Source organism: Pseudomonas putida, from assembly GCA_041879295.1.
GTDB classification, from domain to species: Bacteria; Pseudomonadota; Gammaproteobacteria; order Pseudomonadales; family Pseudomonadaceae; genus Aquipseudomonas; species Aquipseudomonas putida_Y.
Genome location: CP047152.1, coordinates 2019558 through 2034522 on the forward strand (window position 1 = coordinate 2019558; position 14965 = coordinate 2034522).

At 64.8% G+C, this 14965-nt stretch carries 10 protein-coding genes; 5 read left to right on the forward strand and 5 right to left on the reverse strand.

Going from position 1 to position 14965, the window contains the following annotated elements; translation table 11 throughout:
- Nucleotides 1-34 precede the first annotated feature (34 nt).
- Genes GST84_09080 through glgA form a run of 5 tightly spaced genes read right to left on the reverse strand, consistent with a single transcriptional unit; the run spans nt 35 to nt 8469 of the window.
- Complete coding sequence (locus GST84_09080) at nt 35-301, reverse strand: DUF2934 domain-containing protein (protein ID XGB12510.1); 267 nt, start codon at nt 299-301, stop codon at nt 35-37.
- Nucleotides 302-315: 14 nt separating this feature from the next.
- Nucleotides 316-3090 carry a malto-oligosyltrehalose synthase gene (locus GST84_09085; GenBank protein XGB12511.1) on the reverse strand — a complete coding sequence of 925 codons (2775 nt, stop codon included), beginning with the start codon at nt 3088-3090 and terminating at the stop codon, nt 316-318.
- On the reverse strand, nt 3087-5156 hold the full coding sequence (malQ, locus tag GST84_09090) for a 4-alpha-glucanotransferase (GenBank protein XGB12512.1): 2070 nt from the start codon (nt 5154-5156) through the stop codon (nt 3087-3089). The genes GST84_09085 and malQ overlap by 4 nt, the downstream gene beginning before the upstream one ends.
- Nucleotides 5153-6895 carry a malto-oligosyltrehalose trehalohydrolase gene (treZ, locus tag GST84_09095; protein ID XGB12513.1) on the reverse strand — a complete coding sequence of 581 codons (1743 nt, stop codon included), beginning with the start codon at nt 6893-6895 and terminating at the stop codon, nt 5153-5155. Before treZ ends, malQ begins: the two co-directional genes overlap by 4 nt.
- Before the next feature lie 14 nt (nt 6896-6909).
- A complete protein-coding gene (gene glgA, locus GST84_09100; protein XGB12514.1) occupies nt 6910-8469 on the reverse strand; it encodes a glycogen synthase GlgA in 1560 nt (519 codons plus the stop codon).
- 1020 nt (nt 8470-9489) lie between these two features.
- Between glgA and gnd the strand changes: the two genes are divergently transcribed.
- The 5 genes from gnd (at nt 9490) to GST84_09125 (ending at nt 14881) form a co-directional block, all read left to right on the forward strand.
- Nucleotides 9490-10473, forward strand: coding sequence for a decarboxylating 6-phosphogluconate dehydrogenase (gene gnd / locus GST84_09105; protein XGB12515.1), 984 nt, complete (start codon nt 9490-9492; stop codon nt 10471-10473).
- Nucleotides 10470-11975, forward strand: coding sequence for a glucose-6-phosphate dehydrogenase (locus GST84_09110; GenBank protein XGB12516.1), 1506 nt, complete (start codon nt 10470-10472; stop codon nt 11973-11975). Before gnd ends, GST84_09110 begins: the two co-directional genes overlap by 4 nt.
- A gap of 65 nt (nt 11976-12040) precedes the next feature.
- On the forward strand, nt 12041-13837 hold the full coding sequence (locus GST84_09115; GenBank protein ID XGB12517.1) for a glycoside hydrolase family 15 protein: 1797 nt from the start codon (nt 12041-12043) through the stop codon (nt 13835-13837).
- A gap of 67 nt (nt 13838-13904) precedes the next feature.
- Complete coding sequence (locus GST84_09120) at nt 13905-14261, forward strand: VOC family protein (GenBank protein XGB12518.1); 357 nt, start codon at nt 13905-13907, stop codon at nt 14259-14261.
- Entirely contained in the window at nt 14261-14881 is a 621-nt protein-coding gene (locus tag GST84_09125) for a TetR family transcriptional regulator (GenBank protein XGB15736.1), read from the forward strand. Before GST84_09120 ends, GST84_09125 begins: the two co-directional genes overlap by 1 nt.
- Nucleotides 14882-14965: the final 84 nt, after the last annotated feature.

A 14965-nucleotide genomic window follows, 5' to 3' on the forward strand; every position in this document is an offset into this window, starting at 1 on the left:
GAGCGGGCTTGCACGCAAAGAGGCCGGGACAGGCTCAACCGGCAGTAGGCTTTTTCGCCGCCCGGGGCTTTTTCGCCGCAGCAGGTTTGACCCCCGGCAGGGCCGCCGCCTTGGGTTCTGCAGGCGCCTTCGGCTTGGCCGCTGCTTTCTTGCGCGGGGCTGCCTTGGGCGCCAGCGCTTCGGCCTCGGCCAGCTTGCGGGCCATTTCCCAGTGGCGTTCTTCCTCTCCTACAGGCTTACCTTCGGATTCCCAGATCTGGTAGGCAAATTCGCGAATACGCTTTTCATCGACACTCATCATGACGCTCCTGATGCTCAAGATTGTTGTATCAACACGTTGACCGGAAACTCCGCCAGCACGGCGCTCAACAGCAACTCCTTTGAAGAGCTGACCGCCGCACAGGAGAAAAGTCCCGTCGAGTTGGCAGGTGACAAGGCAAACGGCAGTACCAGCCGGGTGTCGTCCCAGTTCTTTGCCGGGATCAACGGTGTAGTGGCACCTCCGAGCAGGCTGCTGGCCAGGCGCGGAGCGACGACGATGGCGTGCTCGCCTTCCCCCAGGCGAGCAAAGGCTATGACCTTGTCAGCGTGCCGGCCCTGTACGGTCAGTGGCAGGTAGGCACCACGGCGGAACAGCTCGGCGTGGGCCTGGCGGCAGTCCAGCACCCGCGCGATCAAGGCCTGTTTGACGCGGCCGTCGCGCCAGTGGGCCAACAGCTCGGCGACCGGCGTGGCGTCGTCCAGCGTGCGACGCCTCGAAGCGTAGTCCACGGCGCGGCGGTTGTCCGGGTCGACCAGGCTGAAGTCCCAGTATTCGTTACCCTGGTACAGGTCGGGCACACCGGGTGTGGTCATGCGCAACAGGGCCTGGACCAAGCCATTGAGAGCGCCGGGGCAGGCCAGCAGCTGCGCCGCGTCGGCCAGCGACTTGCGCAGTTGCTGGTTCTCGCTGTCCAGCAGCAGGCCGTCGAGGTAATGAGCGCAGGCGCCTTCGTAGGCCTCGTTCGGCGCGCTCCAGCTACTGCGTAGCTTGGCCTCGCGCAGGGCCTTCTGCTGCCACTGGCGAACACGCTCGGCGTATTGACGCAGGGCATTGTCGTCGTTCAAGTCGAGGTCCAAGGGCCAACTGCCGAGCAGGGTTTGTAGCAGCATCAACTCGTCGCCGGGGCTGGGTGCCAGCCCGTCGTCCAGCTGCGCGCGCAGGGGGGCGGCCAGCTCACGCCAGTGCTCCACCCGGCTGGCCAGCCACGTGCCGCGCTCGCTGAGTACGGCCAGGCGTGCACGCGTGTCTTCGCCGCGCTTGTGGTCGTGGGTGGCGGTGGTCAGCAGGTTGTCGGGGAAATCGCGCAGGCGCCGCTGGGCCTCGTTGTGGAAATGCATGGGGGGTGCGCTGAAGCGCTCGGCCTCGAAACCCACGTCGTTACGCGACAGCAGCCGGGCGCTGCGGTAGAAGGCGGTGTCTTCCACGGCTTTGGCGGCGCTGGGCGCAGTCAGTTGCTGGAAGCGCACGCAGGCGTGGCGCAGTTGCTTGCGGGCGCGCCCCGGTGGCAGATGCCGCCAGGCTTGCCCACCCAGCCACCGTTCAAGTTGGTCCAGTAGCGGCCAGTCAGCTTCGGCAAGGTCTTGCCGGGCGTTGGTCAGGGCCTGCTGGAAGAATGTTTCGTCCTGCGCCGGGCGCCCGCAGGCATTGAAGTAGGTGCGGTAAACCGGGTAATGCGCCACCAATGCCTGCAAGGCCCGACGAATCGCGCCCAGGGTCAGGTCACGGGTCATCAGGTCGTTGCGCGCCACCTGCAACAGTGCCTGGGCCACCGATTCGCAGTCACCGGCCAGGCTGGCGTTGAGCACCAGGTGACGGGCCTGGCGCACTTCTTCGGTGAACGCCGGGCGCTCGCTGACGTTGCTCCACAGTTCGCTCAGCGGCGCTTCGCCGGCCGGATCATGCTGCAGCAGCGACACCTGGTTCATGAACTCGTAGCCGGTGGTGCCGTCGGTAAGCCAGTCGCGGTGCAGGTGCTCGTCGGCACCCAGGATCTTTTCCACGTACAGGGGGAAGTGCTCCAGCCCTGCATTCAGCGGCCGCCGCGCCAGCAGGCTATCAACCCGCCGGCGCAGTTTGCGGCAGTAGCCACGCGGGTCGGCAAGGCCGTCGATATGGTCGATGCGCAGGCCGTCCACCAGGCCGCGTTCGATGAGCTCGAACAGCTTGGCATGGGTGGCTTCGAACACCACGGCGCGCTCCACCCGCAGGCCGCCCAGCTCGTTGATGTCGAAGAAGCGCCGCCAGTTGATGTCGTCGGCGGCGGTGCGCCAGCTGGCCAGGCGGTAGGTCTGGCGCTCCAGCAACAGGTGCAGGCGCTTGAAGCCGGCCTCGCTGCGGCTGTCGAAGGCCACAAGGGCCGATTCGAGGTCGGCGCCATCGCGCACCAGACGTGCCAGTTCGGCTTGTAGCGGCAGGCTATCGGCCAGCGGGGTGGCCGAGTCGCCCAATGCCGTGAAGCGTTCGGCCAGAACCTTCAGCACAGGCTCCGGGCTGAGCGCGAGAATCCAACCGTAATCGACCGGGCAGATCGGGAAACGATGCGCGTAATGGGCCACTTGCAGCAGTCCCTGCTGTTTGTCGAACTGCAGCGGTATCTCGCCATTTTTGAGCGCCACGCCGTAGTCGCTGCCGAGGAACGGCAACAGCAGTTGCCCGGCCAGCAGTGGGTCGCTGGAGTGCCACTGAATGTCGAAGAACTCTGCATACGGGCTGCGCCGCCCCCAGGCCAGCAGGCTTTGCCACCACGGGTTGTCGGCACCGCCCACGGCCATGTGGTTGGACACCGTGTCGAGGATCAGCCCCATGCCATGCTGGCGCAGGGCGGCGACCAGGCGCTCCAGCGCGGCCTCGCCACCCAGTTCCGGGTTGACGCAGGTAGGATCGACCACGTCGTAGCCATGGCGCGAGCCTGCGCGGGCCTTGAGTATGGGCGAGGCATACAGGTGGCTGATGCCCAATTGGGCGAAATACGGCACCAGCGGCACGGCGTGATCGAGGGTGAAGTCGCTGTGAAATTGCAGGCGCAGGGTCGCGGTCAGTGGCTTCATCGGTCACGCTCCCACGCCTGTTCGCGGGCCTGGGCCAGCAGCTCCAGGCGCCGTGCGGCGTCCTCGTCGTCGAGCAGTTCGCGAACCGGACGGGCAAACCGCCGCCGCCAGTTGGGATGGCCGTTGGTGGTGCCCGGCAAATTGGGTTGCTCGTCGCAGCCCAGCAGGTCTTCCAACGGCACCAGCACCAGCGGCGCACGGGTATGGCCAACGAAGCGGATGGCCGCATCGATCAGCGCGTCATTGTCCTTCAGTTCGCCGTAGTTGGCTTCCAGGATGCGGCGCAGGCCGTCGCGTTCTTTCTGACGCTCGTGTCGCCAGTGCAACTCGGTAGCGGCGTCGATCAGTTGCAAGCGGTGTCTCCAGTCGATGTCGCGGTTTGCCAGCCAGCCGGCCAGTGGCGCCAGATCGTGGGTGCCGGTTGTGGCCAGGGCATTGTCCGGCCAGTCGAGAATCGGCTTGAACTGGCCCGGCTGGGTTTGCTCGAACGGCAGCACGCGCATGCCCAGCACGGCCTTTTCGGCCAGCTTTTCGCGCAGGCTGTCGGGCACGGTGCCCAGGTCTTCGCCAAGGATGATCGCCTGGTGACGCACCGACTCCAGCGCCAGCAGGCGCAGCAGGTCGTCTAGCGGGTAGTCGAGGTAGGCGCCTTCGCTGGGTTTGGCCCCTTGCGGGATCAGCCATAGCCGGCGCAGGCCCATCACATGGTCGATGCGCAGGCCGCCAGCGTGGGCGAGGTTGGCCCGCAGCATTTCGATGAAGGCGCGATAGCCATTTCGCTTGAGGCCCTCGGGCGAGAAGGCGCAAATGCCCCAATCCTGGCCGATGTGGTTGAGGATGTCGGGCGGCGCACCCACGCTCAGGCCGGCCAGCAGTTCGTCCTGGCGGCTCCAGGCCTGGCTGCCGGCACCGTCAGCGCCCACCGCCAGGTCGGCGATCAGGCCTACGGCCATGCCATTGCTGCGGGCCGCTTCCTGGGCACGTTGCAGGCCACGCTCGGTCAGCCACTGGCAGAAGGCGTGGAACTCGACCTTGGCCGGGTAGGCGTTGGCCAAAGCCTCCACTTCCGGGTGGTAGGGGTCGTGCCAGGCTTTGGGCCACTTGCGCCAGTCGGCACCGAGGCCGTGCTCCACCGCCTGGGCCTGCAGCACCTCGAAGCGGCAGTGGTGCTCCAGCGTCTGGCCGCCGGCTTCGCGGAAGCTGTCAAAATCCGGGCGTAGCGGGTGGTCGCCTTGGCTGAAACCTTGGTAAAGCGCTTCAAGCAAACGCAGCCTGGCGCTGGCGGCGCGTGGCCAGTCGACCAGAGGGCGTTGCTCCAGCTCTTCGAGTTGTTGCTCCAGCCCGCACGCTTCGATGGCCATGCGCACCTCCCGTTCACCCAGCAGGGCCGCAGGGCTGGTGTACAGGGTGTTGAGCAGCAGGCGACTGGAAGGTGAGTAGGGGCTGTAGTGTTCCTGGTCGATGGCCGACAGGGCGTGAATCGGGCTGATAGCCAAGGCATCGGCGCCGCGCTCGGCGGCCGAACGGGCCAACTGCTCCAGCGCCAGGCAGTCGCCGAAGCCACCGTCGCCGGGGCGGCGCAGGCTGTACAGCTGCACTGCCAGGCCCCAGCAGCGTGGTGGCGGCTGTTGCACCTTGTCTTCCAGGCTGTGGCAGCGTGTTGGCGCCACCGCTACGGTGAAGCGGCGGCTGTCGATTTCCACCTGGTGATAGCCGATGGGCAGCTCGCCGGGCAGGCGCGCCTGGTCATCGAGGCTGAGGGTGACCGAGGTGTGATCTTCCAGGGTACAGTGGGCCACGCTGGCGGCACTGAAGTAGCGCGACAGCGCTAGCGGCTGGCCTAGGTCGGCGGTCAGCAAGGGCGGCAGGTGTTCGCTGTCTTCGGCGGTTTCCACCGCACGCAGGCTGTCGGCAACGGCCGCGTCGTCGCCGGCCGGGTGACCAAGGCCTTCGAGGATGTTGCGCAGCACTTCGTCGCTGACACGCTGGGGCCTGGCATTGGCGTCAATCCAGTCGCGGCTCAGCCCGACGCTGGTTGCCAGACGGTGCAGGGCGGTTTCGCTCATGGGCGCTCCTGGGCAGGGGGAAGCAGGCTGACCACGCAGCTGTACGCAGCCAGGTGGGTATCCGGGTGGCGGGTGTCGCTGCTGTCGAACAGCCGTGTGGATGGCGCGGGCAGTTCGACGGCCTGCGGGGTGTCGGCCAGGTTCAGGTCGATGCGCAGCGTGTTGCCATTGCCCAGCCGCCAGCGCGCGGTCAGCGCTTTGTCAGCGTGCACCTCGGCGCCGAGGGCACGGCTGCCGGGCAAGTGCGGGATGACATGGCGGCGGCGCAGGTCGAGCAGTTGCTGGTAAAGGCCATGCCAGCCGGCGATCACCGCCTTGTTCTGCGGACGTGAAGAGGCGAACGTCTGTTCGGCGTTGGGGTCGGGAATGTGCTCACGCTGCTTGGGGTCGGCGAACGCGGTGAAGTGGGCGAATTCGCCACGACGGCCTTCGCGTACCGCGTCGGCCAGCGCGTCATGGAAGTCGGTAAAAAACAGGAACGGCTGGCAACTGCCGGCTTCGTCGCCCATGAACAGCAGCGGGATCATGGGTGCCAGCAGCAACAGGCCGGTGGCTGCCCGCAAGGCTGGCGCGGGGCACAGGCGGGTCAGGCGCTCACCCAGGGCGCGGTTGCCGATCTGGTCGTGGTTCTGCAGGAACAACACGAAGGCGCTGGGCGGCAAATGCCCGCTGGGTTCGCCGCGTGGTTTGCCATGCCGGTTGGCCTGGCCCTGGAACACGAAACCTTCGCCAAGGCACCGTGCCAGCTGGTCGATGGGGCGATGCTGGTAGTCGGCATAGTAACCTTCGGTTTCACCGGTCAGCAGCACGTGCAGGGCATTGTGGCCGTCGTCGTTCCACTGGGCGTCGTAACCCTGTTCCAGCAGGCCCGCCTGGTTGTGCTCGTTCTCCAGCACCAGCCACACGTGCCGGCCTGGTTCTATGGCGGCGCGCACCCGTTGGGCCAGCTCGATCAAAAAATCGGGCTGGTCGATGGCATGCACGGCATCCAGGCGCAGGCCGTCGCAGCGGTAGTCGCACAGCCACATCAGGGCATTCTGGATAAAGTACTCGCGCACCTGCGGGCGGCGAAAGTCGATGGCCGCGCCCCAGGGGGTCTGCCGGTCTTCACGGAAGAACGGGCTGGCGTACTGGTGCAGGTAATTGCCGTCGGGCCCGAAGTGGTTGTACACCACATCGACCAGCACCATCAGCCCGTGGCCGTGGGCCTGGTCGACCAGTGCGCACAGTTGCTCGGGGCTGCCGTAGGTGTTCTGTGGGGCGTATGGCAGTACGCCGTCGTAACCCCAGTTGCGTTCGCCAGGGAACTGCCCCAGCGGCATCAATTCGATCGCGCTGATGCCCAGTTCGGCCAGGCGCGGCAATTGCCGGGCAACCCCGGCGTAACCCCCGAGCAGGCCAACATGCACCTCCTGGATCACGGCCTCATGCCAAGGTCGGCCTTGCCACGGGTGTTGCCAGGCGTATCCGGCCACATCCACGACCTGGCTCGGCCCGTGTACGCCGTCGGGTTGGTAGCGCGAGGCCGGGTCGGCCACCTGCAGCTCACCGTCGATACGGTAGTGGTAACGGTCACCGGCCTGGCATGGCGCCACGCCGCTGTACCAGCCCTCATCATCCGGCAGCAGTTCGATGGCCGGCTGCCGCTCCAGTTCCACGCTCACGCTGCGCGCATCCGGCGCCCAGAGGGCGAAGCGCGCCGACGTGGCGTCCAGCAAGTGTGCGCCATGTCTGTGCATCTTCTGACCCCCGCTCAGTAGTGGCTCAGCTGTGCCTGCTTGACCAGGTCCTCGTACAGGCGGGCGTAGGGTTCAACCGCCTGGCACCAGTTGAACGGCTGGGTCATCGACAGGCAGCGCATGGCGTTCAGCAGGTCCTTCTTACCATATACATAAAAGGCGCGGCTGAGTGCCTGGCGATAGCTCTCAACGGTAGACTCGTTGAACAGGAAGCCTGTCACGCCGCACTCGATGGTGTCGGCCAGGCCGCCGGTATTGCGTGCCACCGGCAGCGAGCCGAAGCGTTGCGCGTACATCTGGCTGAGGCCGCACGGCTCGTAGCGCGACGGCATCAGCAGGAAATCGCTGCCGGCGAACATGCGCCGGGCGTCGGTTTCATTGAAGCCGATACGCACACCGATGCGGCCCGGGTGACGCAGCGCCAGCTCGCGCATGGCCTGTTCCTCTTCCGGTTCGCCGCGGCCGATGATCGCAATCTGCCCGCCCTGCTCGACGATGTAGTCGGCCACGCCCAGGGTCAGGTCCAGGCCCTTTTGATAGACCAGCCGCGACACCACGGCGAATAACGGGCCTTCGGAATCTTCCAGGCCGAACAGCTCACGTACCTCCTGGGTGTTACGCGCTTTGCCCTCCCAGTCGTTGATGCTGAAGTTGTGCTGCAGGTGCTTGTCGGTGGCTGAGTCCCAGCTTTCGTCGATGCCGTTGGGGATGCCACCGAGCAGGCCTTGCTGGGCCTTGCTGGCGAGGAAGCCGTCCAGGCCGCAACCGAATTCCGGGGTGGTGATTTCCCGGGCATAGGTGGCGCTGACTGTGGTGATGTGGCTGGAGTAGGCCAGCCCGGCCTTGAGGAACGACAGCTTGCCGTAGAACTCCATGCCTTCCTGCTGCATGGCATGTTCGGGTATCGCCAGCTCCGGGCTGCAGCCGCGGCTGTACACACCTTGGTACGCCAGGTTGTGGATGGTGAACAACGTGGGCGTATTCAGGCCGCGCCAGTGCATGTAGGCCGGGGCCAGGCCGGCGGGCCAGTCATGCGCGTGCACCACTTCCGGCGTCCAGTGGATCTTGCCTTCGCCAGCAGCGATTTCGGCAGCAGCCAGGCCCAGGCGGGCAAAGCGGATGTGGTTGTCGGGCCAGTCGCGGCCATTGTTGGCACCATAGGGTGTTCCGTCGCGCTGGTACAGTTCGGGGCAGATCAATACATAGATGACCAGGCCGTCGGCCATGTCCATGCGCCCGATCTTGCATGGCGGCAGGGCCGCATGGCCGCCCAGCTCACCCACGATATGTATCGGGTTGTCGCTTTCCATTACCTGGCGGTAGCCGGGGATAAGTACCCGCACATCGTGCAGGTGCGCCAGGGCACGGGGCAGGGCAGCGGACACGTCACCCAGGCCGCCGGTTTTCACCAGGTCGGCGATTTCCGAAGTCACGAACAGAATCTTGCGCATGTTCGGGTTGTACTGGCGCTGGGCGCCGGGTGCCTTGCCTGTCGTTGCGAAGTCCGGGGTGAGCGGCTCGCGGTTATCCGGTTTGAAAGCGTCTACGTGAGGCTCGACAGCGGCACTGATCATACTTCTCTCCGTCCCTATGCTTGGTCGGGTGCTGGCACCCATGGCGATGTTTCGTGCTGGTTCTCTCTAGTTTGAATCTGCTTAGTGCGTTCCATGCCCCAGGGTCGTGCGCGCAGGCACTACGCGATCAGCATTCCGGCCGAAGGCGCTTGGACTGGTTGGGGTGTGTGGGCCGAGGATCGGGAATAGCCCGATGCGTCTGGCCTACTTATGTTGATGACCTGCCGGGTTTCCTGAAAGTTCGACTTTTTTGGGGTCACTCTTCCATTGAGCAAATGGCGGGCCGAAAACTGAGTGTAGGAGAGAAAGTGCTAAAAAGGTGACCCACTGGTCACTATTGTTATGTGCGCAATAGACGCAAACGTTGGCGTTTGTGACGGGTTGCGAAAAGGGGTGGGCGAGTGTGGGGCAGAGGGATTTCGAGCTGCGCCAAATTGTGGCTCGTTACGCGCAATGCACCTTTTGGGTGCGCAGGCGTAAGCGTGGCTTTAGGTTGCGAAGAGGTGGGTATGGGCGGAGGATTCTGCTTTCAGTGCTGGCCCTTTTTGGGCACAAGGCCGCTTCGGTTGCCCGATAGGGTTCAAAGACGGTGACTGGCTTCAGGATCGGGTGGGAGCTATGCAGCTCCCACAGGCGGCATGGGAATCGATCAGAGGCTGACAGCTTTATCGTCAGTGCGCTGTTGCGCCAACAGCAGGTTCAGTTGGGCAACCTGCTGACGCAGCTGGTCACGTTCGTCCTTCAGTTTACGCAGCTCATCACGGCGCACGGAGACATAGAGGGTCTGGGGTGGGGTTGCTGGCATCAATGTACCCATGAGCACACCTCGCGGTTTTGGCTGGTGACAAGTCAAAGCGTAGACGCTTCACGCGGGGCGCATTCTGAATTCTTTCACCGGGCTTGGGAACTTTTTTGTTTATCGTGGTCTTGCCGTTCGTCGCTGAACCCTCGGGCGGCATGCTGGACTAATCTGAAAAGCTGGACCGTGTCGTCATCCATTTCGAAAGGGAGCATTGGCTCATGCAACTGGGAATCATCGGGCTGGGCCGTATGGGCGGCAATATCGCAAGGCGCCTGATGCGCGCCGGCCACCGCACCGTAGTGCACGACCGCAACCGTGAAGCCATCACCGGCCTGGAGGGCGAAGGCGCCCAGGGCGCGCACGACCTCGGTGCACTGGTGCAAAAGCTGAAAGCGCCGCGCGCGGTATGGGTGATGCTGCCGGCTGGCGACCCCACCGAGCAGACCATCGCCCAGCTGGCCGAATTGCTGGAGCCGGGCGATGCGATCATCGACGGCGGCAACACCTTCTACAAGGACGACATGCGCCGCGCTGCAGAGCTGGCCAAGCGCGGCCTGCATTATCTGGACGTTGGGACTTCCGGCGGCGTGTGGGGCCTTGACCGCGGCTACTGCATGATGATCGGTGGCGAAAAGGACGTTTTCGAGCGCCTGGAACCGCTGTTCAAGGCGCTGGCGCCGGGCGTGGGCGACATCCCGCGTACCCATGGCCGCAACGGCGAGCACCAGCGTGCCGAGCACGGCTACATCCACGCCGGCCCACCCGGCGCCGGGCACTACGTGAAAATGGTGCATAACGGCATCGAGTACGGCCTGATGCAGGCCTATGCCGAAGGCTTCGACCTGCTGCGCAGCAAAGGCGGCAACGAGCTGCCCGAAGACCAGCGCTTCGACCTGAACGTGGCCGAAATTGCCGAAGTGTGGCGACGCGGCAGCGTGGTGACCTCGTGGCTGCTCGACCTCACCGCCGATGCGCTGGTGGCTGACCCGCAGCTGTCGCAATTCAGTGGCTCGGTGTCCGACAGTGGCGAAGGCCGTTGGACCATCGACGCCGCCGTCGAGCAGGCGGTGCCGGTGCCAGTGTTGTCCAGCGCCCTGTTCGCGCGCTTCCGTTCGCGCCAGCAACAGGGCACCTATGGTGACAAGATCCTCTCGGCCATGCGCCTGGGCTTCGGTGGCCACATCGAGAAGAAAGGCGAATGACTAAACAGACCATTGCGGCCGCCCCCCCTTGTACCCTGTTCCTGTTCGGCGCCAATGGCGACCTGGTCAAGCGCCTGCTGATGCCAGCGCTGTACAACCTCAGCCGCGACGGTTTACTGGACCGTAACCTGCGCATCGTCGGCGTCGACCATAACCCGGCCAGCGCCGAAACGTTCGCCGCGCGCCTGCACGCGTTCATGGTCGAGCGTGACAAAGGCGGCGAGGGCAGCGCCAAGTGCCTGGACGAGAAGCTATGGGCCCGTCTGGCCAAGCGCCTGGATTACCAGACGGGAGACTTTCTCGATCCGGCCACCTACCAGGCCCTGGCCAGGCGCATCGACAAGACCAGTCACGGCAATGCTATTTTCTACCTGGCCACGTCGCCGCGCTTTTTTCCCGAGGTGGCGCAGCGCCTGGGGCAGGCAGGCCTGTTGGACGAGTCGGCCGGCGGCTTTCGTCGGGTGGTGGTTGAAAAACCGTTCGGCACCGACCTGGCTAGCGCCGAGGCACTCAACGCCTGCCTGCTGAAGGTGATGGGCGAGCGGCAGATCTATCGCATCGACCATTACCTGGGCAAGGAAACGGTGCAGAACATTCTGGTCAGCCGCTTTTCCAACGGCCTGTTCGAATCGTTCTGGAACAATCACTACATCGATCACGTGCAGATCACCGCAGCGGAAACTGTCGGTGTCGAGACTCGGGGTGCGTTCTATGACAGCACCGGCGCTCTGCGCGACATGGTGCCCAACCACCTGTTCCAGTTGCTGGCGATGGTGGCCATGGAGCCGCCGGCCGCGTTCGGCGCCGATGCGGTGCGCGGTGAAAAGGCCAAGGTGGTCGGCGCTATCCGCCCATGGTCGGCAAAAATGGCCCTGAAAAACTCCGTGCGAGGCCAGTACAGCGCCGGCAAGCAGGGGCGCAAGTCGTTGCCAGGCTACCGCCAGGAGCCCAACGTCGCGCCGGACAGCCAGACCGAGACTTACGTGGCGCTGAAGGTGATGATCGACAACTGGCGCTGGGCCGGCGTGCCGTTCTACCTGCGCACCGGCAAGCGCATGAGCGTGCGTGACACCGAGATTGCCATCTGCTTCAAGCCCGCACCGTATGCGCAGTTTCGCGAGTCGGAGCTGGAACGGCCCAAACCCAACTACCTGAAAATCCAGATCCAGCCCAATGAAGGCATGTGGTTCGACCTGCAAGCCAAACGGCCCGGGCCGGAACTGGTGATGGAGAATGTCGAGTTGGGCTTTGCCTACAAGGACTTCTTCAAGATGACCCCGGCCACTGGCTACGAGACGCTGATCTATGACTGCCTGACCGGTGACCAGACCCTGTTCCAGCGGGCAGACAACATCGAGAACGGCTGGCGGGCGGTGCAGCCGTTTCTCGATGCCTGGGCCCAGGGCGGCGAGGTGCATGAGTATTCGGCTGGCGAGGACGGACCTGAGGCCGGCAATGAATTGCTGTCCCGCGACAAGCGGGAGTGGCACCGTTTGGGGTGAGAGGTTTGCAAGCCTGTGCCGGCCCTGTCGCGGGCCAGCACAGGCAACCACACAAAGGAGACCCAATGCCTGCCCACATCGAAGACTATGCCCTGCTGGGCAACTGCCGCAGTGCGGCGCTGGTCAGCCGCGATGGCTCGCTGGACTGGCTGTGCCTGCCACGCTTCGACGCCCCCGCCGTGTTCGCGGCCCTGCTGGGCAACGAAGAAAACGGCCGCTGGCGCCTGGCCCCTTGCGACCCGGTAGTGCACAGCAGCCGCCAATACCTGGGCGACACCCTGGTTTTGGAAACCACCTGGGTGACCGCAAGCGGTCGTGCCCGGGTGCTCGACTTCATGCCCTTGGGCGAGGTCAACTCGGTGGTGCGCATTGTCGAAGGCTTGTCTGGCGAAACCCATTTCGAAATGGACCTGGTCATGCGCTTCGACTACGGCCGCAGCGTGCCCTGGGTGGAACGACTCGACCCACTGACCCTCAGCGCCGTCGCCGGCCCTGATCGGCTGATCCTGTGCAGCACCGTGCCTCCGCAAGCCCGCGACCACCATACCGGCTGCCGCTTTCGCGTCAGCACGGGCCAGCGCCAGGTCTTCAGCCTGCGTCACCAGCCCTCGCACTTGCCGATGCAGCCCGACTGTGAAATCGACGAAGCCCTGGCCAACACCCGCGAGCAATGGCAGGCCTTCGCCGACCGCTGCCCGCAGGTCGGGCCATATTCCGCCCTGGTGCGCCGCTCGCTTCTCACCCTCAAGGCCATGACCTACGCCCCCACCGGCGGTATGGTCGCTGCCGTCACCACTTCGCTGCCCGAGCGTGTGGGTGGCGAGCGCAACTGGGACTACCGCTTCTGTTGGTTGCGCGACGCGACCATGACCCTGCTGGCCTTCATGAACCTTGGCTACTTCGACGAGGCCCAGGCCTGGCGCGAGTGGCTGCTGCGCTCGGTGGCCGGCAACCCCGAGCAGATGCAGATCATGTATGGCCTGGCTGGCGAGCGGGACCTGCAGGAGTTCACCTTGCCGTGGCTGGCCGGTTATGAGCATTCACAGCCGGTGCGGGTGGGCAACGCGGCCTCTGCGCAGACACAGCTGGACATCTATGGCGAACTGGCCGATGCGATGACCCAGGCGATCAAGGGCGGGTTGCCCCGCCACCCGCGCAGCGCCGCCATTTCGCGCTTGATCTTGCCTTATGTCGAGGGTATCTGGCGCGAGCCGGACGAAGGCATCTGGGAAGTGCGTGGCGGCCGGCAGCAGTTCGTGCACTCCAAGGTGATGGCCTGGGTCGCCTTCGACCGCGCCGCAGGGCTGGCCGACACCACGGAAGAAGGCCGCGAGCGCGGGCAGCATTATCGCCAGGTGGCTGACGAGATTCACCGCGACGTGTGCGAGCACGGCCTGGACGCCAGCGGCCGGTTCTTTGTCCAGGCCTATGGTTCGACCGAAATGGACGCCAGCCTGTTGCAGATCGCTCTGACCGGCTTCCTGCCGGCAGATGACCCACGCTTCATGCGTACTCTGGAGCAGATCGAACAGCGCCTGATGAAGAACGGCCTGTTGCTGCGCTATGACAGTGACAGTTGCAGCGACGGCTTGACGCCGGGGGAGGGCACTTTCCTGGTGTGTTCGTTCTGGCTGGCTGACGTTTATGTATTGCTGGGGCGCCAGGCCAAAGCCGAAGCGCTGTACCAACACCTGACCAGCCTGTGCAACGACCTCGGCCTGCTGGCCGAACAGTACGACCCGGCCGGCCGCCGCATGCTCGGCAACTTCCCCCAGGCCTTCAGCCACATAGGCATCATCAACACCGCGCTCAATCTGCACCGCGCACAGTGCCCGGCGCGCGACCGGGCGCGTTGTGGGTAGCGAATGAGTGGGGCGACTGCCTTGACCGGAGTAGACTAGGCCAAACACCCTTCGGCACGGAGCACACATGGGCATTCGCGGTACTGACCGGCAGATCGACAACATCGAGTTCAATGTCAGCGACATTTCACGGAGCAAGGCCTTCTATGGCAGCGTGTTTGGTTGGGCGTTCACCGACTACGGGCCTACCTATACCGAGTTCAGTGATGGCCGGTTGACGGGTGGCTTCACCACGGGTGAGCCGGTGCGTCCGGGTGGGCCCCTGGTTATCTTGTACACCGACGACCTGGCGGCCACGCAGCAGCGGATCGAAGCCGCCGGGGCGAAAATCAGCCGGGCGACCTTTGCCTTTCCCGGCGGGCGGCGCTTTCATTTCATTGACCCGGACGGTTATGAGCTGGCGGTGTGGACGGCCCAAGCCTGATGGCCAATCACAAGATCGAAATCCGCCGACGCAATATCGAAAAAATCCTGCAAGCGGCGGAGAAGGTGTTTGCTGAAAAGGGCTATGGCGCCACCTCCATGGGGGATATCGCCGAGCAGGCTGAGCTGCCACGCTCCAACCTGCATTATTACTTCAGCACCAAGGATGAGCTGTTCCGCGCAGTGCTGCAGGACCTGCTGGATGTGTGGAAGCAGGACGCCCTGTGCTTCGAGAACTTCGACGACCCGCGTGTGGTGCTGACCAGCTACATCCGGGCGAAGATGGGCCATTCGCGCTCGCGGCCGCTGGGCTCGAAAATCTGGGCCGAAGAGATGCTGCATGGGGCGCCGGTGCTGGGGGTTAACCTCGACGAAAGCTTGGTGCCCTGGGCGAAGATGAAAGAAGCCAAGATCCGCTGCTGGGTGGAAGAGGGGCGCATCTTGCCGGTGGAGCCGTCGGCGCTGCTGTACATGATCTGGGCCTCGACCCAGCATTACGCCGACTTCGGTTACCAGGTGCAGTTGCTGAACGGCGGCGAGATGCTGTCGGACATGGCGTTCGAGAGTGCCGTGCAAACGGTGACCAGCGTGATCTTGCGGGGGATCGGGCTGGAGCCGTGAACCGGCGATGGAGGCCGCTGCGCGGCCTTCAAGGGCTTGCCCGCTCCCACAGGTTCTGCGCTGTCCTCAGAAACGGCGCAGTCC

Excerpts from the sequence above, each read along its gene's own strand:
- GST84_09080 (XGB12510.1), bottom strand. The coding sequence starts at position 301 with ATGATGAGTGTCGATGAAAAGCGTATTCGCGAATTTGCCTACCAGATC.
- GST84_09085 (XGB12511.1), bottom strand. The coding sequence starts at position 3,090 with ATGAAGCCACTGACCGCGACCCTGCGCCTGCAATTTCACAGCGACTTC.
- malQ (XGB12512.1), bottom strand. The coding sequence starts at position 5,156 with ATGAGCGAAACCGCCCTGCACCGTCTGGCAACCAGCGTCGGGCTGAGC.
- treZ (XGB12513.1), bottom strand. The coding sequence starts at position 6,895 with ATGCACAGACATGGCGCACACTTGCTGGACGCCACGTCGGCGCGCTTC.
- glgA (XGB12514.1), bottom strand. The coding sequence starts at position 8,469 with ATGATCAGTGCCGCTGTCGAGCCTCACGTAGACGCTTTCAAACCGGAT.
- gnd (XGB12515.1), top strand. The coding sequence starts at position 9,490 with ATGCAACTGGGAATCATCGGGCTGGGCCGTATGGGCGGCAATATCGCA.
- GST84_09110 (XGB12516.1), top strand. The coding sequence starts at position 10,470 with ATGACTAAACAGACCATTGCGGCCGCCCCCCCTTGTACCCTGTTCCTG.
- GST84_09115 (XGB12517.1), top strand. The coding sequence starts at position 12,041 with ATGCCTGCCCACATCGAAGACTATGCCCTGCTGGGCAACTGCCGCAGT.
- GST84_09120 (XGB12518.1), top strand. The coding sequence starts at position 13,905 with ATGGGCATTCGCGGTACTGACCGGCAGATCGACAACATCGAGTTCAAT.
- GST84_09125 (XGB15736.1), top strand. The coding sequence starts at position 14,261 with ATGGCCAATCACAAGATCGAAATCCGCCGACGCAATATCGAAAAAATC.